The organism is Mesorhizobium sp. M0898, assembly GCF_040319695.1.
Taxonomy (GTDB): domain Bacteria; phylum Pseudomonadota; class Alphaproteobacteria; order Rhizobiales; family Rhizobiaceae; genus Mesorhizobium.
Map to the genome: position 1 here is coordinate 321129 of NZ_JAMYOE010000003.1, position 18946 is coordinate 340074.

Genomic DNA, 18946 nt, shown 5'->3' on the forward strand with positions numbered 1-18946 from the left:
TTTCTTCTTGGTTGAGCCTTCCGGGTACGGGATCACCGGGTCAGGCTGGAAATGTCAGGTTGCGGCGAACCGCCCGCTGGGGCGCTGCCGCCTGTAACCGATTGCATAAAGAATGAACGCCAGCACCGCGAACACGGCAAAGCCGGGCTGGCTGAGCACCCAGGCGATGGCACCGTCCCACAGCAGCGGGTTGACCTTGTCGCGGACGAAGCTTTCGAAGGCGCTGCGCGTATCCGGCGAAACCGCGAGCCAGCTGGTGTTGAGCGGAGTCATCACCAGCGCCGAAGCCGCCACCGAGCGGGTCGCATCGAGCACGGCCATGATGACCGAAACCGAAAGCGCGATCATTGCGGCAAGACGGAAGATAAAGCGGAACATCCGGACCCTTCCTCCCCAGGAGTTTATCAGAATGTCGTGTGGACTGTTAAATAGGATCTGCGTGCTTTATCCGCAATCGCGACACGCGAAGTTGAACCTGCGGCCGCCGGTTCGCCGGGACCGGTGGCGCGCCGGTGACGGCAAGCACACCTCCGCCGCTCCTTTCGATAGGCTCCCAACGGGTGCCCCAGCGGCATGGGCTGAGCATCCGTATCCGGCAAAGCGAATAGACTGCCGTTATGTCTTGGCATTCGGCACCGGATCGACTAGATGAGCCCCGCGCCTGTTGCTTTGACGGCTCAGGTGCGGGGAAAGGGTATCCGCTGGTTGACGGCGCCCACGGCCGGAATTCCGGCACCGGAATCCCAAAGGAGATGCATCTCCCCAACCCGCGCGGCGAAACCGGCCGCGTCGAAAATGCTAAAAAGACGGAGAGGTGGCCGAGTGGTTGAAGGCGCACGCCTGGAAAGTGTGTTTACGGGAAACCGTAACGCGGGTTCGAATCCCGCTCTCTCCGCCAGTTAAATCTCACCGGCTCGCCGAGTCTGAAGGGACACTGGACGGCGACTGCCGCTGCGATGCAGTATCTTGAGGCAGGCAGAGGGGGGCGCGAGCGGCTTTCATCTTCGCCGCACTCTTACCTCAGATCAGCCTACAACCAATCGGCCCGCGCTTCACCAGAAGCGCGGGCTTGGTCGACTCGGCACCATCGCCCGCCCCGTCTAGCGCGGGACCGCTTGTATCCCCGAGACTGAGCGCTCTGTTTCGGCGGAGAAAACCACGAAGGCAAAGATAAGCACGGCGACAGCGACGATCATTGAGCCGGTGGCGACGATCGGCTCGAGCGCCGGATTTCCCTGCAGCATCAGGTAAAGAGCCGGCAGCATCACGACCAGGCCGAGATTGTAGACGCCATAGTGGATCATCGCGCTCCTGCGGGCAGCCTTCGCCGGGTTCAGCGCATAATAGCCGCCGAATATTGCACTGGTGACCCACCCCAGCAGGTTGATGTGCGCGTGAGCCGGAAACGCGCCGTGATCGCCTGAAATTGCCATCTGCAGGCCAGCTGCAATTCCCAGAATAAGAAAGATGATGGCTGTCTTGAAAAAGAGTTCCGAAACCTTAGGCATGTCATTCTCCCAAACCCGTTTTGCCGCCGCATCATGCTGTGGTTCCGGCGATCTTGCCAAGGGACCGTCGGGCCTGCGGAGCCATTTGTCGCCGGCCTGACAGCCCGTTGGCGGCCGGCCGCCGGGCCTGGCCGGTTGCGAGTCCAGCCAGCAAAAAATATGCACTCACGCTAATTTAATTGCAACATTACCGGCCAGGCTTGCATGTCGTTCTCGCCAGGGAAGTGTCCTGCACGATGGTGGTGCCATACGCGCCAAAGGTCTGCCCGTCAGTGTTGCAGCAAGGCCTCGCCGAACTTCTCCCACAGCTGTGCGCAATCTGTTGCTCTGAGGCTGGGGGTTCCGACTGGGCCATATCTGATGACGGCGGCGTGAACATCATAGCCAACGATAGGTGCATTGGCGACAAAGTGGATAGCCTCGCCCAATCGGCGGGGGCCAATTGGCGCATCGGTTTTGTTGGTGATATCGAAGACACCACGAATATCCGCTTCCTGATTCCTGGCTGCCAACGCAGCCGCCATTACCGTTTCTTGCATCATCGAAATCTCTCCTATCGGTCTAAGTCTAAGAACCGCGGCTTGTGCCGGTCCGGCAGCTGACAACGGGCAAATCGAAGTGCCTTTTGCAGCATCTCGATTGGCTCTTGCTGCGAGCCACTCCGCCCGCTCCCGCGGCAAGCCGATAAGGCAACTGCCAGCGAAATCCGCAGGCACATCCACGGCCGCATCAAACACGGCCCACGTGCCAGTCGGCTCCTGAACGGGCAAAAACCTCATAACAGCGCCTGCTAATATACTATGCCGACTGTGAGGACGAGACTTTTTCCTGCATCAACTAAACGAATGAGAGCTGGTGTCGAAGTGCCGGGCGACGCTCGTAGAAAACAAATCGTCGGCGACATCGCCTGGATCGAAGGTGGGCCTGAGCAGTGATCCGGCCGCATTCGAGGCTCGCCGACCGGGACAAGCACAAGACGCAGCGCCGGCACGCCTCGTCAGATGTTACTTTCTGCCCTGCGGATAGATCGTCTCGCCGCGCTTCAGCATCTCCACGAACGCCGCGATCTTCTTCTTGCGTCCGGCTTCGGTTTTCATGTTGTGGATGCGGAAGGCGAGTGCGAAGCGGTTTTGGCCGCTGAGCTTTGCCAGCATCTCTTTCGCCGTGGGCTCGGCGTCTATTGCCGCCTGGAGGTCGTCGGGGATCTTCATCCCCTTGCCGCTCTTGTAGGCGCGCGCCCAGCGGCCGTCGGCCTTGGCCGCATCGACCTGCCTCAGCCCGTGCTCGGTCATCCGGCCCTCCTCGATCAGCCGGGCGACATTGTCGACATTGATCTGGCTCCAGGTGCTCTTCTTGCCGCGCGGGGTGTAGCGCTGCAGGTAGCTTTTGCCGTCCAAGGCCTTGCGCACGGCATCGATCCAGCCCCAGCACAACGCCACGTCAATGGCTTGCTTCGGAGTGATCGACGGCAGTCCCGAATCGAGCTTATGGATCTTGATCCAGACTTCGTCCTCGCTGTCGTGATGCTCGCCAAGCCAGGCATGGAAGCTTTCGGCATCCCTGAACTCGCGCACCTTGGCGGGGTCGACCTTGACGGGCGCCATCAGCCGGTCCGCCCACGACGCAGGCGCGTAACGACGCCAAACCGCTTGCCGGCCGCGCGCGCGCTCACCTCAGCTCCGAGTCCGCAATCCGCAGGCCTGGTGATTCTCGCCGGCACGCATTCAGCCCGCACGATTGGGCGTTCCGAGGACATGGGATTTCGGCGGCAGCATGACGTTGTCGAATGTCTGCGTGAACATCGCCGCCGCAAAGAAAGCGACGGCGCGCAGGGTTTCGGTGCCGGTGTTGACGAGGTCGTGCCTGACCGGCGTCGGAAGTACCAGGACGCTGCCCGGCCCGACCGGGTGGGTGGTGCCGCCCTCAATGTGTAGCTCGCCGGTGCCGGCGATGATGTATTGCGTCTCTTCGGTGGCGTCGCTGTGCCAGCCGAGCCGCTTGCCGGGCTCGATCTCGTAGACAATGACCGAGGACTGGGTGGTGCCGTGCCCGCCGTAAACCGCGAAAGCGCCGGCCCATTTGACCGACGGATCGTCCTCTGCCCAAACCAGCGAACGTTCGAGCCTGTCGGATGCGACGACTGCTGTCATGGCTTCGTTCCTCTCAGCGAATTGCGAACACGAATCTAGATGATTTTTCTGGTCTGCGTCAGCAAAACTGGCTGCTGACCGTTCCCTCGTGCATTGCGCGTGACGATTTGTCGGGCCGCGATCCGACCTATTCTACTCTCGGGCCGGATCACTGAGCCGATACCCCAATGCAACCAAGCCTTTACCTTTTAGTCAGTTTTGAGTTGCCCCTGCGTTGCGTTCGTGGTCCGGTACAACCAGGGCGCTCAATGCGGCATTCGGCAACGGTCGCCTCACCGACCGTCAGGGCAACACACCGTCGAGCCAATACAGGAGATAGCAATGGGCATTTTCGACAGTATCAAAGGTGCGATTTTCGGAAACGCGGTTGCGGGCGAAGCGCCGCCGGCGCAACCGTCTCCCGCGCCTGCTTCGAGCACGGCCACCCAGCCGACGGCGCCTACCCGATCCGCCCCGGCTGCAACCCCGGCTCCGGCCGCGCCGGCCGCGCCGTCCTCTGCCCCGGACATCGCTGCCATTCTCGACAAGGCGGTGGCCGCGAGGGGGCAGAAACTCAACTGGAAGAATTCGATCGTCGACCTGATGAAGGCTCTGAATATCGACAGCAGCCTCGGCGCCCGCAAGGAGCTTGCCCACGAGCTGAACTACACCGGCGATATGAACGACACTGTAACGATGAATCTGTGGCTGCACGACGCACTGATGAAAAAGCTGGCCGAGAACGGCGGCAAGCTTCCGAGCGACCTGGCCGCCTAGAGTCACAAGACAAGCAATTCCAGGAAAACGTGTGAACGGTTTTCCGTGCGGAATTGCGTCAAACGAAAAAGACAGACCGGTTCTGCCCGCACCGTGGTTCTTGCTGCGCCGGCTTCGGCCGCAACCGAGCAGACCACACTGCCAAGCATCAGACTGCCATTAGATAAAACTGAGACCGATCCCGGCCGCCGGGATTGGGTCCATGGGAAGTCGCATGGCACAAAGCGCTGCCGCCTCGCGCCCGGATTGCCTCCCGCAAAACCGACGATTTCGGTCGCTGCCCACGCGCTGGTAGGACCACCATTTTGCTGGCGAAACGCGACGTTCGGCGTATCATTCTCCCGGGAGAGGGTTCATGGTGGGAGGAAGCCAATGAACGTGGTGAAGCGGGTGACGGTCGCCGACTTGACAGCCCAAGAGCTTGTTTCATCTGCGCTTTCACGGTTTGGTGCCGGCGACACCATATCGACGAGGGCGATGCTGGACATCGTTCGCAGGACGGCTCCGGCCTGCGGCAACAGTGACGACGATCTGGTCGAGCTTATCGTCATGACGGCGGTTGGTAGGACCATGGGCGTCGTGTTCGACCATCGCTCCCATTAAAACAATCTGGAACGAACATCAGGCTGCGCCCAGGAGCATGGCGGGCGGTGGCAGCGCCGCCAAAGAGGCCGGCCTGTTTGTGCGTGAAGGTCGGCCTGGCACCAAGCCCTTGCTTTGAGCAAAACCGCTGCTCATGCCGGGTCATGCCCGAAGCCGGTAGTTGGGCGACACGCTCGAAGGAACTCGCTGAAATCTTGCCCGTTATGCTCTCGTTGAGATGAGGAGAGCTGCCATGGCCGACGACAAAACCAAGACCGACAGTCGCGACCGCTCACGAATGGCGGGCGGCGAAGACTACGAGGTACGTCACTTCGCCGAGGAAGCGGGCATTACCCCTGAGCAGGCACGCACGCTGATCAAGCGCCACGGCACCGACCGCAAGGTGCTGAACGAAATCGCCGAGAGCATAAGAGCGTCGTAATGGCTGACAAGAAAACCGCAATGGCCGACCGCAAGACGCGCGATCTGGACGAAAAGGAGGCTCTGCGCCTGGCCGAAACCACCGACGTTTCGCCGAAGCAGGCGAAGGATCTGATGCGCAAGCACGGCAAGGACAGCCCGAAGGTCGAGAAGGAAGCCAAGAACTTCAAGGCCGAGGGCTGAGCCGCCCAGCCGGTTGGACGCGCGGCATAGAGGCCGCTATCCTGCGGCTTATCGGTTTTCTAACAAGTTCGGCCTATCCCTTCCGCTATCGCGGCTCAGGGATGCCATATGCGCGGGATATCTGGTGAGGCGAGGCCGTCGATAGACGACATACGGCATGTGAGGCTGATGTTTTGCCTGGTGGCGGCGGTCGTGATGGCGGCGGCGCTCCTCGCCTTTGCCACCTCCCTCCTGCAGGATCCCGATAGCTGGTGGCACATCAAGGTCGGCATGGATATGCTGGCAAGCCGCACATTCCCCACCGTCGACATCTATTCCTACACTTTTGCCGGCCAGCCATGGATCGCCAAGGAATGGCTTAGCCAGGTTCTCCTTGCAATTGCCTTTGAAGCCGGCGGCTGGAACGGCGTGGTGCTGCTGGCGACTGCAGTAATCGCGCTGACGGTCTTCTTGACGTCGTGGTATCTCAGCGCGTGGTTGAAGCCGACGCTGGCGATAGGACTGACGCTGGTTCTCGCGCTCTTGATCGGGCCAATCTATGTCGCCCGGCCGCACATCTTTACCTTGCCCATCATCGTCGTCTGGACCGCCGGTCTTTTCCAGGCCGCACGCAACGAGAAAGCGCCGCCCTTATGGCTGCTGGCGCTGCTTTGCCTGTGGGCCAATCTCCATGCCACCTTCACCTTCGGTTTCGTCATCGCCGCCTTCGCCGGCCTCGATCTCGTCATGCGCACACGCTTGTCGAACCCCCGGCTGCTGGCCAAGTGGATCCTTTTCGGGCTGCTTTGCCCACTGGTCAGCCTGCTCAATCCCTATGGCGTCAAGGCCATACTCGCCACATTCACCGTGGCCTATGGCAATGAGGCGGTGCCTTACATTGCGGAGTGGCAGCCCTTCGACGCCGCGCGGCACACCCTCCAGGAGGTGGCCCTGCTGGTGGCGTTTTTCGGGCTGCTCGTGTCGAGATTGCGCATTGGCTGGGCCAAGGCGCTGTTCCTTGTCTTCACGTTGCACGTCTATCTCACCCACATACGGTTCATGTACCTATTCTTTCTTCTCGTGCCGGTGGTCCTTGCCGTCGAGGTCGCGCAACAATATCCAGCGCTTTCAGCCGAGAAATGGGCGGCGGAAAAGCGTGACGGACTTGAACAATTTTTCGCACGGCAATTTTCCAGGATTTGTGCTGGACTTGCCGTTTTGCTGGTTTTGGCGGCTGCCGCCTTCACGACCTATCCGGTCGCGCCGAGCCAGAAGACCTCGGCGAGGGACGCACTGGCCTTTGCCCAAACCCATAATCTGTCGGGCAATCTGCTGAACTCCTACGATTTCGGTGGCACGCTGATTTTCCACGGCGTCAAGACGTTTATCGACGGCCGCGCGGATCAGCTCTTCCTGAACGGCTTTACGGAAACGGATGAGCGGACTGGGCACAGCCGGGGCAAGCCGATCCTGAAAGCCCAACTCGACAAATATACGATAGGCTGGGCGTTGTTGACCGCCGACGACAGCCGCATTCCGTTCTTCGACGAACTGGGCTGGAAGCGGGCCTATGCGGACGATTACGCGGTGATCTACACCCGCGCGGACTGAGCCCCGGCAGCTTCGCGCGCCGGTGCGCACCTCCCTCCTGAAGCTGTGGCCAGCGCCGAGGCGGCGAAATCCTTATGGGATTTTGATTTCTTTGCTCCGCGTCCCGTCTCGAACCTTTATGGCACTTTGATCCATATTCGCCGCAGCGATGTATCCAGCCGCCGACATGATGCGGTGAACGGGCTTGGACAGTTTTTTCCAAATAACAAACACAATATAGGAAAATTTCATGATGGACATAGTTGTTGTCGCGATTGGAATCGCGTTCTTTGCTCTATGCTTCGGCTACATCAAAGCCTGCGACAAGCTGTAAGTTTAGGGGATCGTAACATGCTATTCGACTATATCCTCGGCGGCGCCGTGACCTTGTTTCTTCTCGCCTACCTGACATACGCCCTCTTTCGCCCGGAACGCTTCTGATCTCCACTGGCAAGGAGCCAACCCCATGACAATCAACGGATGGCTGCAGATCCTCGTCTATTGCGGGATCGTCGTTTTGCTGGCCAAGCCGCTCGGCGGCTACATGCATCGCGTTTTCAGCGGCGAGCGCACATTCCTGTCGTCAATTCTGGCCCCGCTCGAGCGCGGGCTCTACCGCATATCAGGGACCAGCGAGCGCGAGGAGCAGCACTGGACCTCCTATGCGGCGGCCCTGCTGTTCTTTAACCTGGCCGGCTTCCTGGTGCTCTATTTGCTGCAACGGCTGCAAGGCGGCCTGCCCTACAATCCGGCCGGCATGACCGCCGTCGAACCTGGGCTGGCCTTCAACACCGCCGCCAGCTTCATGACCAACACCAACTGGCAGAACTACGGCGGCGAAAGCACGATGTCCTATCTCGTGCAGATGGCCGGCTTGACCGTACAGAATTTTCTGTCGGCGGCGACTGGCGTCGCCATTGCGGTCGCATTGATCCGCGGCTTTGCTAGAGCCTCAGGCAAATCGATCGGCAATTTCTGGGTCGATATGACCCGCGGCACGCTCTACCTGCTTTTGCCCTTTTGCATCGTGTTGACTCTTGTCTATGTCTATCTCGGCATGCCGCAAACGTTCGCTGCCTACGTCAACGCGACGACGCTCGAAGGCGCGCAACAGACTATCGCGGTCGGGCCGGTCGCTTCCCAGGTTGCCATCAAGATGCTCGGCACCAACGGCGGCGGTTTCTTCAACGCCAATGCCGCGCACCCGTTCGAAAATCCCGATGCAATCTCCAACCTGATCCAGATGGTGACGATCTTTGCCCTCGGCGCGGCGCTGACCAATGTCTTCGGCCGCATGGTAGGCAACCAGCGCCAGGGCTGGGCAATTCTGTCGGCGATGGGCGTGCTGTTCATCGCCGGCGTTGCCGTCTGCTACTGGGCAGAAGCCGCCGGCAATCCGCTCGTCCATGCGCTGGGCGTCGACGGCGGCAACATGGAGGGCAAGGAGAGCCGCTTCGGCATCGCCCTGTCGGCACTGTTTGCCGTCATCACCACGGCCGCATCCTGCGGCGCGGTCAACGCCATGCATGACAGCTTCACCGCACTCGGCGGCATGATCCCCATCATCAACATGCAACTCGGCGAGGTCATTGTCGGCGGCGTCGGCGCCGGCTTCTACGGTATCCTGATGTTCATCGTCATTGCCGTTTTCGTCGCCGGGCTGATGGTCGGACGCACGCCCGAATATCTCGGCAAGAAGATCGAGGCCAAGGAGGTCAAGATGGCTATGCTGGGCGTGCTCTGCCTGCCGCTTGCAATGCTGATCTTCACCGCTATCGCGGTGGTGCTGCCGACCGGCGTTGCTTCCATCGCCAATGCCGGCCCGCACGGCTTCTCCGAGGTTCTCTATGCCTACACCTCGGCCGCGGCGAACAATGGCTCCGCCTTTGGCGGCCTCAGCGGCAACACGCCCTGGTACAACGTAACGCTCGGCATCGGCATGCTGATGGGCCGGTTCCTGGTCATTATTCCGGCGTTGGCGATTGCTGGCTCGCTGGTTGCAAAGAAGACCGTCCCTGCCTCCGCCGGCACCTTCCCGACCGACGGTCCGCTGTTCGTCGGGCTGCTGGCCGGTGTCATCCTGATCGTCGGCGGCCTGACCTTCTTCCCGGCCCTGGCGGTCGGACCGATCGTCGAGCACCTGGCGATGATTCACGGTCAGACATTCTGAAACGGCGATGCCCTGGTTCAAGATCATACCTCGAAAGGTCCGGCATCGCCCCGAGCCGGAGGGGGAGAAAACGCCCCCTCCTTTCCCGACGCTGTCCACATTCCTCGCTATTGCGGCAGCCTTGATCATGATCTGGCTGCTGGCTTACGGGCCGCCGCACCTTCGTTCGGCACACGATCGACCGGTCAACAACATCGACACTGGAGCTACCAAATGAGCCCGTCGAAATCCGTGAGCATCATGGATACCCGCATTCTGTGGCCCGCTATCGGCGGTTCCTTCAGAAAACTGAACCCGCGCACCTTGATGCGAAACCCGGTGATGTTCGTCGTCGCCGTCGTCTCGGCGCTCACCACCGTGCTGTTCGTCAAGGATCTCGTTACCAGCGGCGGCGATCTTGGCTTCACGCTGCAGATCATCATCTGGCTGTGGTTCACCGTGCTCTTCGCCAATTTCGCCGAAGCGGTGGCCGAAGGCCGCGGCAAGGCGCAAGCTGACTCGCTGCGTCGGGCGCGAACCGAGACGCAGGCCAAGCTGTTGAACGGTGGCGACCGCAGCAAGTTCAAACTGGTGCCCGGCACCAGCCTGAAGGTCGGCGACATCGTGCTTGTCGAAGCCGGCGACATCATCCCCTCGGACGGCGAGGTGGTCGAAGGCGTGGCGTCGGTCAACGAGGCGGCCATCACCGGCGAATCCGCACCGGTCATCCGCGAATCCGGAGGCGATCGTTCGGCGGTGACCGGCGGCACGCAGGTCTTGTCCGACTGGATCCGCGTGCGCATCATTGCGGCTGCCGGTCATACGTTCCTCGACCGCATGATCTCGCTGGTCGAGGGCGCCGAGCGCCAGAAGACACCCAACGAGATCGCGCTCAACATCCTGCTCGTCGGCATGACGCTGATCTTCGTGCTGGCGACGGCGACGATCCCGAGCTTCGCCTCGTATTCGGGCGGCTATATCTCGGTGACCGTGCTGGTCGCCCTGTTCGTTACCCTGATCCCGACCACAATTGGCGCCCTGCTGTCGGCTATCGGCATTGCCGGCATGGACCGCCTGGTGCGCTTCAACGTGCTCGCCATGTCGGGCCGCGCCGTCGAGGCGGCCGGCGATGTCGACACGCTGCTGCTCGACAAGACCGGAACCATCACGCTGGGCAACCGTCAGGCGACGGCATTTCGTCCGGTCAAGGGCGTCACCGAACAGGAACTGGCCGACGCGGCTCAGCTTGCCTCGCTTGCCGACGAAACGCCGGAAGGCCGCTCGATCGTCGTCCTGGCGAAGGAAAAATACGCTATCCGCGCCCGCGACATGGCAAGCCTGCACGCGACTTTCGTGCCCTTCACCGCGCAAACCCGCATGAGCGGTGTCGATCTGGAAGGCTCCTCGGTCCGCAAGGGCGCAGTCGATGCGGTACTTGCCCACGTCAACCTCTCGACCGTTGCCACAGGCAGTATGCGCCCCGGCAGCGACACCGTCCGCGACCTTCAGGCGATCGCCGACGAGATCGCCAAATCGGGTGGCACTCCACTCGCGGTCGAGCGCGACGGGCGCCTGCTCGGCGTCGTCCATCTGAAGGACATCGTCAAGGGCGGCATCGCAGAACGCTTTGCCGAATTGCGCCGCATGGGCATCCGCACGGTGATGATCACCGGCGATAATCCGATGACCGCGGCGGCGATCGCGGCGGAAGCCGGCGTCGACGACTTCCTTGCCCAGGCGACGCCCGAGGACAAGTTGAAGCTGATCCGCGACGAGCAGGCCAAAGGCAAACTGGTCGCGATGTGCGGCGATGGCACCAACGATGCGCCGGCCCTTGCGCAGGCCGATGTCGGCGTTGCCATGAACACCGGCACGGTCGCGGCGCGCGAGGCCGGCAACATGGTCGATCTCGACAGCGATCCGACCAAGCTGATCGAGATCGTCGAAATCGGCAAGGCGCTGCTGATGACGCGTGGCTCGCTGACCACCTTCTCCATCGCCAACGACGTGGCCAAGTATTTTGCCATCATCCCGGCAATATTCGCCGTCTTCTACATCGCCCCGGGCCAGACCGCCGGGCCGCTGCAAGCGCTCAATGTCATGCATCTGGCGACGCCGCAGAGCGCTATCCTCTCGGCCATCATCTTCAACGCGCTGATCATCATTGCGCTGATCCCGCTGTCGCTGAGGGGCGTCAAATACCGCGCGGTCGGCGCCGGTGCGCTGCTCAGCCGCAATCTCATTGTCTATGGCCTTGGCGGCGTCGTAGTGCCCTTCGTCGGCATCAAGATGATCGACATGGCCATCACCGCTCTCGGTCTCGCCTAAGGAACCACGTCGATGCTCAATCAAATCAGGCCCGCGATCGTCATGATCGTCTTCTTCACCATTCTGACGGGTTTGGTCTATCCGACCGGCATGACCGGCATTGCCCAGGCGCTGTTTTCGCGCCAGGCCAATGGCAGCCTGATCGAGAAGGACGGCAAGCTCGTCGGTTCCGAGCTGATCGGCCAGGCTTTCGAAAGCGACCGCTACTTCCATGGCCGCCCGTCGGCTGCCGGCGACGGCTACAATGCCGCCGCCTCGGGCGGCTCGAATCTCGGCCCGACCAACCCGAAGCTCATCGACAGGATCAAGAGCGACGCCGAAAAGCTGAGAGCCGAAAACCCGAGCCAGCCGGTACCGATGAATCTGGTCACCACGTCCGGCAGCGGCCTCGATCCGCATATCAGCCCCGATGCGGCCTATTTTCAGGTTGCCAAGGTGGCCAAGGCCAGGGGCGTCGATGAATCCAGGATCAAATCGCTTGTCGACAGCCATGTCGAAGATCGCGAATTGGGATTCATCGGCGAGCCGGTAGTCAATGTGCTGGCCCTCAACCTTGCGCTGGACGATGCCATGAAACAGTGAAGGACCGGCGCCGGGATCGACACCGAAGCCGGCGCCGTTCATGATTGACCCGTATGCCAGACGACAGACGCACCGCCGAAACCAGGCCCTCTCCCGACGCGCTGCTCGAGCATGCCGAGCGGGAGGAGCGCGGCCGCCTGAGGATATTTCTCGGCGCCGCCCCCGGTGTCGGCAAGACCTACGAGATGCTGATGTCGGGCCGCGCCAGGCTGGCCGACGGGGTCGACGTGGTGATCGGCATCGTCGAGACGCACGGCCGCAAGGAAACCCAGACGCTGGTCGAAGGCTACGAGGTCATTCCTCGCCTTGAGATCGATTACAAGGGGCGGATCCTTGAGGAGATGAATCTCGACGCCATCCTCGCCCGGCACCCGGCGCTAGTTCTGGTCGACGAACTCGCCCACACCAACGTCGCCGGCAGCCGTCACCCCAAGCGCTATCTCGACGTCCAGGAAATCCTGACGCACGGCATCGATGTCTACACGACGCTGAATATCCAGCACGTCGAGAGCCTGAACGATGTCGTGGCGCAGATCACCCGCGTCAGGGTGCGGGAAACTGTCCCCGACTCCATAATCGACCAGGCCGACGACATCGAGATCATCGACCTCACCCCCGACGATCTGATCAAACGGCTTGAGGAAGGCAAGGTCTACATCCCCAGCACCGCCCAGCGCGCCATCGAGAACTATTTCTCGCCGGGCAATCTGACGGCGCTCCGGGAATTGGCGCTCCGCCGCACTGCCCAGCGGGTCGACGAGCAGTTGCTGACCCACATGCGGGCCCACGCGATACCCGGGCCTTGGGCGGCGGGGGAAAGGGTTCTCGTCTGCGTCGATGCGCGTCCGGGCGGGGCGGCCCGTGTACGCTATGCGCGGAGGTTGGCCGACCGGCTCCGCGCCCCTTGGACGGCGCTTCATGTCGATACCCCTCATTCAGCGGCCATGCCCGAGGAGGACAAGGATCGGCTGGCGACGCAGCTGCGCCTTGCCGAGCAGCTCGGTGCCGAGGTGACGACCATTCCGGGTCAGAACGTCGCGCAAGACATCGTTCGGCATGCGACGGCGAACAACTTCACCCATATCGTGATCGGCAGGCCGACCCGATCGCGTTGGCGGGAATTGATCGAAGGCTCGCTCACTTACGATCTCATCCGCAATGCCGGCGACATCAGCGTCCATGTCATTTCGGGAAACGAACGCAACGCCGAGGCGACTTCGAGGACCGTCAAGGCGGCGGACGAGCAGTGGCAGTTCGAGATCTGGCCCTATCTCAGGGCCACGGCCTATGTTGTTGGCTCGCTCGCCTTCGCCGTCCTTCTCGACCAGTTTCTCGACGTCCGCAATCTGGCGATCATCTTTCTCATTGGGGTCCTGACGTCGGCGGTGACCGGCGGTCTCTGGCCGGCTTTGTATGCCTGCCTCATCAGCGCCATTGCCTTCAACTATTTCTTCCTAGAACCACGCTACACGCTGACGATCGAGGATCCGGAGAGCATCGTTGCGCTGGCTGTCTTCCTGGTTGTTGCGGTCATTGGCAGCAATCTAACAGCGCGCGTGCAGCGTCAGGCGGTCGCCGCGCGCTCGCGGGCACGCGCCACAGAAGATATTTATCTCTTCTCAAAGAAGCTCGCCGGCGCTGGGACGCTTGATGACGTTCTCTGGGCGACTGCCTTCCAGATCGCCTCGATGCTGAAGCTGCGCGTGGTGCTGCTTCTGCCGGAGAACGGCACGATTGCGGTCAAAGCCGGCTACCCACCCGACGACACGCTGGCCGAGGCCGACATCGCAGCAGCCCGCTGGGCCTGGGAGCATAACCGCGCCGCCGGGCGCGGCGCCGACACGCTGCCCGGAGCAAAGCGCCTCTATCTGCCCTTGCGGACCGGACGCACGGCGGTAGGCGTTGTCGGCCTCGACAACGACAAGCAAGGTCCGCTGCTGACACCCGAGCAGCAGCGTCTGCTCGATGCGCTCGCCGACCAGGCGGCGGTCGCCATCGAGCGCATCCAGCTCGTCGCCGATGTTGACCGGGCCAAGCTTGCGGCCGAGGCAGACCGTCTGCGCTCGGCCTTGCTCACCTCCATTTCCCACGATTTGAAAACGCCGCTTGCCGCCATCATGGGCGCGGCCGGAACACTCAGGGACTTCGAGGCCGCGCTTCCCGAGCAGGACCGGGCGGAACTGCTGTCGACCGTGCTCGATGAAGCGGAGAGGCTTAACCGCTTCATCGCCAATCTGCTCGATATGACCAAGATCGAATCCGGCACGATGGAGCCGAACTATGCGTTTCACTATCTCGGCGACATTGTCGGTTCAGCTCTGTATCGGGCCCGCAAAATCGTCGGCGAGCATAAGACCGAGATCGACATTCCATCGGATCTGCCGATGTTGCGGGTCGACCCCGTTCTGTTCGAACAGGTGCTGTTCAACCTCCTCGACAATGCTGCAAAATACGCGCCGCCAGGTTCGACGATCCGCCTGCAAGCCTGGGCCGACAACGGCTTCGTCATCCTGCAGATCATGGATGAGGGACCAGGCATTCCGCCAGCGGATCTAGAGCGCGTTTTCGACACTTTCTACCGTGTGCGCAAGGGTGACCAGGTGCGTGCCGGCACGGGGCTCGGCCTGTCGATTTGCCGCGGCTTCATCGAAGCGATGGGCGGGACGCTCTTGGCGGCAAACAGGTCCGACCGCTCGGGGGCGGTTTTCACCATCAGGATGCAACTGGTGCCGGCGGAACTGCCCAATCTCGGCGAACCCGAGACGGGCCATCAAAATATGGACGATCTGGCATGACGAGCCTGGACGTCAGGATATTGGTGGTCGACGACGAACCGCCGATCCGGAAACTGCTTCGCGTCGGGCTTGGCAGCCAAGGCTATGCGATCAGCGAGGCGCCGAACGCCAGGGCGGCGATTGAACTCATCGCGACGGAAAAGCCGGACCTTGTGCTGCTCGATCTCGGCCTGCCCGGCATGAGCGGGCATGAGCTGCTCCGCAAATGGCGGGATGATGGCCTGGACATTCCCGTGGTTATTCTTTCCAGCCGCACCGACGAGGCCGGCATCGTCTCGGCCCTCGAACTCGGCGCCGACGATTATGTCACCAAGCCATTCGGTATGAACGAGCTTGTCGCACGCATCCGCGTCGCGCTTCGCCACAAGTTCCAGCAGCAGGGTGAGAGACCGGTGTTCCAGACCGGCGACCTCTCCGTCGATCTGGTGAAGCGCGTCGTCAAGATCGAGGACAAGGAGATAAAGCTCTCGCCGAAGGAATACGACATTCTTCGCACCTTGGTGCAGCACGCCGGCAAGGTTCTCACCCACCAGTTCCTGCTGAAGCAGGTCTGGGGCGATTCCACCGACGTTCAATATCTCAGAGTCTATGTCCGGCAACTCAGGCTAAAGATTGAAAAGACGCCCGACCAGCCCCGCTATATCACGACCGAGACCGGCGTCGGATACCGGCTGCGCGAAGTCGATTGACGCGACGAGCATCCGAAGCCGAAATGCCTCTTCCAATCTGCTTCAAATCAGCGGCGGCCATGGCGTCGCCGGACAAAAGCCCTATATTAAAAGAAGATTGGTTTTGTGCGGGAATGAACGAATGCCACGGCTTCGTCTATTGACGTTTTTAGGGTCGGCAATGCTGACTGCGTCGATGCTGTCGGGCGTAAATCCTGCTGCATCGGCACAGGTCGGCAGTCCCGCCGATCGCAACGTGTTGATCCAGCAAGACCAGTTGCAGATGTTGGAGAACAGGCTGCGGCGGCAGCAATACCAGCAGCAGCAACAGCAGTACCGTGCCCTGGATCGCCAAATCCCAATACCGCAACGGCAGGAGGTGCCGCAGATGAGGCCAACTTGCCAGTTGCTGCCGTCAGGGAGCGGCTTTGTCAGCACCTGCCGCTGACGACCGGTCCCTTTCATTTATTTAGCCGACTTATATACTGGGGAAACCGCTCCGCCTGCGCCCCATTGAAAGCGGGCGAGTTTGCAACGCTGCCCTTGCCGTCTGGGCACCGATTCGACTGGATTATCGAATGGCAGCCAGCAAGAAGAAGGTTGTACGCAAGGCAAGGAAGGGCGACGGGGTTCGCCAGGTCGCGGCGATTCCCTTTCGGCTGAACGAGCATGGCGATGTCGAGGTGATGCTGGTCACATCGCGAACGACGAGGCGCTTCATCGTACCGAAGGGCTGGCCGATGAAGGGCAAGAGCGGCCGCAAGGCAGCCACCATCGAAGCACAGGAAGAAGCCGGTGTTCTCGGCAAGACACTGAAACAGCCTGCCGGCACCTACCACTACTGGAAGCGGCTGGCGAACCGCTTCGTTCGCGTCGATGTCGTCGTCTATTTGCTTGAGGTAACCGAGGAACTTGCCAAGTGGCAAGAAGCCAAGAGACGGCAGCGGGCATGGCTGACGCCGACCGACGCGGCGTTGCTGATCGACGAGCCGGATCTTTCGACGCTGGTGAGGAACATCAGGATTGCCGAACTGGAGCATAATCCCAAAAAGCAGAGTCCGGCGTTCGGAAAAGATCCCGCTCAATAGAAGATGGAGGCATGCCCCAACTGTGTCGGGATGGAATTGGTTTCCAGCGCCCGCCGCCCCCGTCTCTTGAACCGATGCCTCACTGACTGCCATCGTCTTCCTCGGGCAGAGGCCGCGCCGGCGTGCCGGTATAGGCCCACAGCCATTCGCGCGGCAGTGGCCCTTTGTTGCGTTCGCTCTCCTGCGACTGTTCCCATGCATGTGCGAGGATGCCGACGGAGCGCGACAGCACGAAAAGGCCCCGCGTCAGCGGCGGCGGGAAGCCGAGCTCGCCGTAGATGACGGCCGTGGCGCCGTCGATATTGAGCGGGATTTTTTTGCCCTTGCGCCGCGAAACCTCGGCCTCGACCATCTCGGCGATATCGGCGAAGCGCCCGCTGACGACGCCGCGCGCGGCAAAGTCACGGGTCAGCTCGATGAGGCGGGGCGCCCGCGGGTCGACCGGGTGGAAGCGATGGCCGAGCCCGGGCACATAACCGTCCTCCCCAGCAAGGAAATGACCAACCCGCAGCGACACGGCGCCCGTGAGGGGCACGCCGGCGTCCACTTCAGCGGCGATGTCGCCGTAGAAGGAAAGCGCCTGTTCGCCGGCGCCGCCATGCACATCGCCAAGCACGTTGATGGCAGATGCCATGGCGCTGTTGATGCCGACGCCGCACGTGATCGCCATGCGGGCGATGGCGATCGACGGCGCCTGCGGCCCATGGTCGACGGCAGCACCCAGCGCGATGCCGAGCAGCGCCGCCTGCTCCTCGCTCGGCAGTTCGCCGCGCAGCATGAGCCAGATCATTGCCGGAAAGCTGACGCGACCGATCAGATCCTGGATTTCATAGCCGCGCAGCCGGATGACGCCGGGGCGCATCTCGATGATGCCGGTCTGCCACCATTCCTCGCCGCGCGCGCGGCCAGCCTTGTTTTCCGTGTCGCTCATGGCTTCTTTTCCGTGCCGCTCATGCCTTCGCTCTTTTCTTGGCGCGTGGCGGCAGGTTGGCAAAAACTTCGTCCATATGCTCGCCCAGCCCCGGCGGCGGCCTGCTCGGCAAAGGTGCCTCGCCATCGACCATGAAGCCGCCGCGCACCACGGTCAGCGGCCTAGCCATCCCGGACACGGCCTGGAAGCGTACCGTCATGCCGCGCTCGATCACTTGTCTCTCTTGCAGTACCTGCGGGATTGTCAGCACCCGGCCTGCCGGCACGCCGGCGCGATTGAACGTCTCCTCCCAGGCGGCGGCCGAGCCGCTCGCCAAGGCATCCTCGATCAGCGCTTTCAATGCAATGCGGTTCTGCTTGCGCGTTTCGCGCTCGGCAAAGCGGACATCCGACGCCAACTCCGGCCGACCGATCAACCGGCACAGTGTGACGAACTGCTCTTGCTTGTTGGCGGCGATGTTGAGCAAGCCGTCGCCGGTGCGAAACGCGCCAGACGGTGCGGCCGTCATGTTTTCATTGCCCATCGGCTGCGGCTCGACGTCCGCCGTCAGATAGTTCGACACCGGCCAGCCGAGCGCAGAAAGCGTGCATTCGAGCATCGACACGTCGAGGAACGCGCCCTCGCCAGTCGTCTTCTGCTTGACCAGTGCGGCGGTAATGGCGAAGGCTCCGACCAGCCCGCCAAGCGTATCGGCGACGGGATAGCCGACACGCAGCGGCGCCGTTTCCGGTGTACCGGTGATGCTCATGATGCCGGAAAGACCCTGGATAATCTGGTCGTAGGCTGGATTGTCGCGCATCGGCCCGGTCTGGCCGAAGCCCGATATCGCACAGTAGACAAGGCTTGGCCGGACCTCCTTCAGCCTGGCATGGCCAAGCCCCAGCCGGTCCATTACGCCGGGGCGGAAATTCTCGACCAGCGCGTCGGCCGAAGCGACCAGATCGAGGAAGCGTTCGCGGTCGGCCTCCTGCTTGAGATCGAGCGCCACCGAGCGTTTGCCGGCATTCTGCGCCAGGAACGAAGCGCCCATGCCCGCCCGGTTGAGCTCCGGCGAGGCGCCGAGCTGGCGCGCCAGATCACCACCTTGCGGCGTCTCGACCTTGATGACGTCGGCCCCGAGCAACGCCAGCTGGTAGGCGCAATAGGGGCCGGCCAGCACATTGGTCAGGTCAAGGACGCGGATGCCGGAAAGCAGGTCTGTCATGACGTCACGAAC

At 62.0% G+C, this 18946-nt stretch carries 20 protein-coding genes and 1 tRNA gene; 14 read left to right on the top strand and 7 right to left on the bottom strand.

Features of this window, described 5'->3' with window-relative positions:
* Window positions 1-54: 54 nt before the first annotated feature.
* Window positions 55-378, bottom strand: a complete 324-nt coding sequence (locus NKH90_RS06780) for a hypothetical protein (protein WP_352469464.1) — start codon at window positions 376-378, stop codon at window positions 55-57.
* A gap of 430 nt (window positions 379-808) precedes the next feature.
* On the opposite strand from NKH90_RS06780, the gene NKH90_RS06785 reads away from it, so the two are divergent.
* Window positions 809-898: transfer RNA gene (locus NKH90_RS06785), tRNA-Ser, on the top strand.
* Between the two features lie 202 nt (window positions 899-1100).
* Here NKH90_RS06785 and NKH90_RS06790 read toward each other — a convergent pair.
* The 4 genes from NKH90_RS06790 to NKH90_RS06805 all read right to left on the bottom strand — a co-directional run bounded on the left by NKH90_RS06790 (window position 1101) and on the right by NKH90_RS06805 (window position 3658).
* Window positions 1101-1508, bottom strand: a complete 408-nt coding sequence (locus NKH90_RS06790) for a hypothetical protein (protein WP_023675307.1) — start codon at window positions 1506-1508, stop codon at window positions 1101-1103.
* A gap of 269 nt (window positions 1509-1777) precedes the next feature.
* Window positions 1778-2050, bottom strand: a complete 273-nt coding sequence (locus NKH90_RS06795; protein ID WP_352818262.1) for a hypothetical protein — start codon at window positions 2048-2050, stop codon at window positions 1778-1780.
* 462 nt (window positions 2051-2512) lie between these two features.
* Window positions 2513-3112: a YdeI/OmpD-associated family protein gene (locus NKH90_RS06800; protein WP_352818264.1), complete on the bottom strand. Its 600-nt coding sequence runs from the start codon at window positions 3110-3112 to the stop codon at window positions 2513-2515.
* Window positions 3113-3232: 120 nt separating this feature from the next.
* Window positions 3233-3658, bottom strand: a complete 426-nt coding sequence (locus tag NKH90_RS06805; RefSeq protein WP_352465923.1) for a cupin domain-containing protein — start codon at window positions 3656-3658, stop codon at window positions 3233-3235.
* A 321-nt stretch (window positions 3659-3979) separates the two neighbouring features.
* On the opposite strand from NKH90_RS06805, the gene NKH90_RS06810 reads away from it, so the two are divergent.
* The 13 genes from NKH90_RS06810 (at window position 3980) to NKH90_RS06870 (ending at window position 16799) form a co-directional block, all read left to right on the top strand.
* Window positions 3980-4414: a DUF3597 domain-containing protein gene (locus tag NKH90_RS06810; RefSeq protein ID WP_352539401.1), complete on the top strand. Its 435-nt coding sequence runs from the start codon at window positions 3980-3982 to the stop codon at window positions 4412-4414.
* 372 nt (window positions 4415-4786) lie between these two features.
* Window positions 4787-5017: a hypothetical protein gene (locus tag NKH90_RS06815; RefSeq protein ID WP_352469460.1), complete on the top strand. Its 231-nt coding sequence runs from the start codon at window positions 4787-4789 to the stop codon at window positions 5015-5017.
* A 232-nt stretch (window positions 5018-5249) separates the two neighbouring features.
* Window positions 5250-5438 carry a DUF3606 domain-containing protein gene (locus tag NKH90_RS06820; RefSeq protein ID WP_352469459.1) on the top strand — a complete coding sequence of 63 codons (189 nt, stop codon included), beginning with the start codon at window positions 5250-5252 and terminating at the stop codon, window positions 5436-5438.
* Entirely contained in the window at window positions 5438-5620 is a 183-nt protein-coding gene (locus NKH90_RS06825) for a hypothetical protein (protein ID WP_352469832.1), read from the top strand. Before NKH90_RS06820 ends, NKH90_RS06825 begins: the two co-directional genes overlap by 1 nt.
* A 108-nt stretch (window positions 5621-5728) precedes the next feature.
* Window positions 5729-7210 (top strand): hypothetical protein, encoded by a 1482-nt coding sequence (locus NKH90_RS06830; RefSeq protein WP_352767745.1) that lies wholly within the window; start codon window positions 5729-5731, stop codon window positions 7208-7210.
* A gap of 45 nt (window positions 7211-7255) precedes the next feature.
* Entirely contained in the window at window positions 7256-7630 is a 375-nt protein-coding gene (gene kdpF / locus NKH90_RS06835; protein ID WP_352767747.1) for a K(+)-transporting ATPase subunit F, read from the top strand.
* A 25-nt stretch (window positions 7631-7655) separates the two neighbouring features.
* On the top strand, window positions 7656-9359 hold the full coding sequence (kdpA, locus tag NKH90_RS06840) for a potassium-transporting ATPase subunit KdpA (protein WP_352818268.1): 1704 nt from the start codon (window positions 7656-7658) through the stop codon (window positions 9357-9359).
* A 213-nt stretch (window positions 9360-9572) separates the two neighbouring features.
* A complete protein-coding gene (gene kdpB / locus NKH90_RS06845; RefSeq protein WP_352818271.1) occupies window positions 9573-11666 on the top strand; it encodes a potassium-transporting ATPase subunit KdpB in 2094 nt (697 codons plus the stop codon).
* A 12-nt stretch (window positions 11667-11678) separates the two neighbouring features.
* On the top strand, window positions 11679-12248 hold the full coding sequence (gene kdpC / locus NKH90_RS06850; RefSeq protein WP_352818274.1) for a potassium-transporting ATPase subunit KdpC: 570 nt from the start codon (window positions 11679-11681) through the stop codon (window positions 12246-12248).
* 53 nt (window positions 12249-12301) lie between these two features.
* On the top strand, window positions 12302-15043 hold the full coding sequence (locus tag NKH90_RS06855) for a DUF4118 domain-containing protein (protein WP_352767753.1): 2742 nt from the start codon (window positions 12302-12304) through the stop codon (window positions 15041-15043).
* Complete coding sequence (locus tag NKH90_RS06860) at window positions 15040-15732, top strand: response regulator transcription factor (protein ID WP_352818277.1); 693 nt, start codon at window positions 15040-15042, stop codon at window positions 15730-15732. The genes NKH90_RS06855 and NKH90_RS06860 overlap by 4 nt, the downstream gene beginning before the upstream one ends.
* A 121-nt stretch (window positions 15733-15853) precedes the next feature.
* Window positions 15854-16159 carry a hypothetical protein gene (locus NKH90_RS06865; RefSeq protein WP_352818280.1) on the top strand — a complete coding sequence of 102 codons (306 nt, stop codon included), beginning with the start codon at window positions 15854-15856 and terminating at the stop codon, window positions 16157-16159.
* A 130-nt stretch (window positions 16160-16289) separates the two neighbouring features.
* Complete coding sequence (locus NKH90_RS06870; protein WP_352469451.1) at window positions 16290-16799, top strand: NUDIX hydrolase; 510 nt, start codon at window positions 16290-16292, stop codon at window positions 16797-16799.
* Window positions 16800-16878: 79 nt separating this feature from the next.
* Here NKH90_RS06870 and NKH90_RS06875 read toward each other — a convergent pair whose 3' ends face one another.
* Window positions 16879-17730, bottom strand: coding sequence for a citryl-CoA lyase (locus tag NKH90_RS06875; protein WP_352818284.1), 852 nt, complete (start codon window positions 17728-17730; stop codon window positions 16879-16881).
* Between the two features lie 19 nt (window positions 17731-17749).
* Window positions 17750-18934 carry a CaiB/BaiF CoA transferase family protein gene (locus NKH90_RS06880; protein WP_352469449.1) on the bottom strand — a complete coding sequence of 395 codons (1185 nt, stop codon included), beginning with the start codon at window positions 18932-18934 and terminating at the stop codon, window positions 17750-17752.
* Window positions 18935-18946 lie beyond the last annotated feature (12 nt).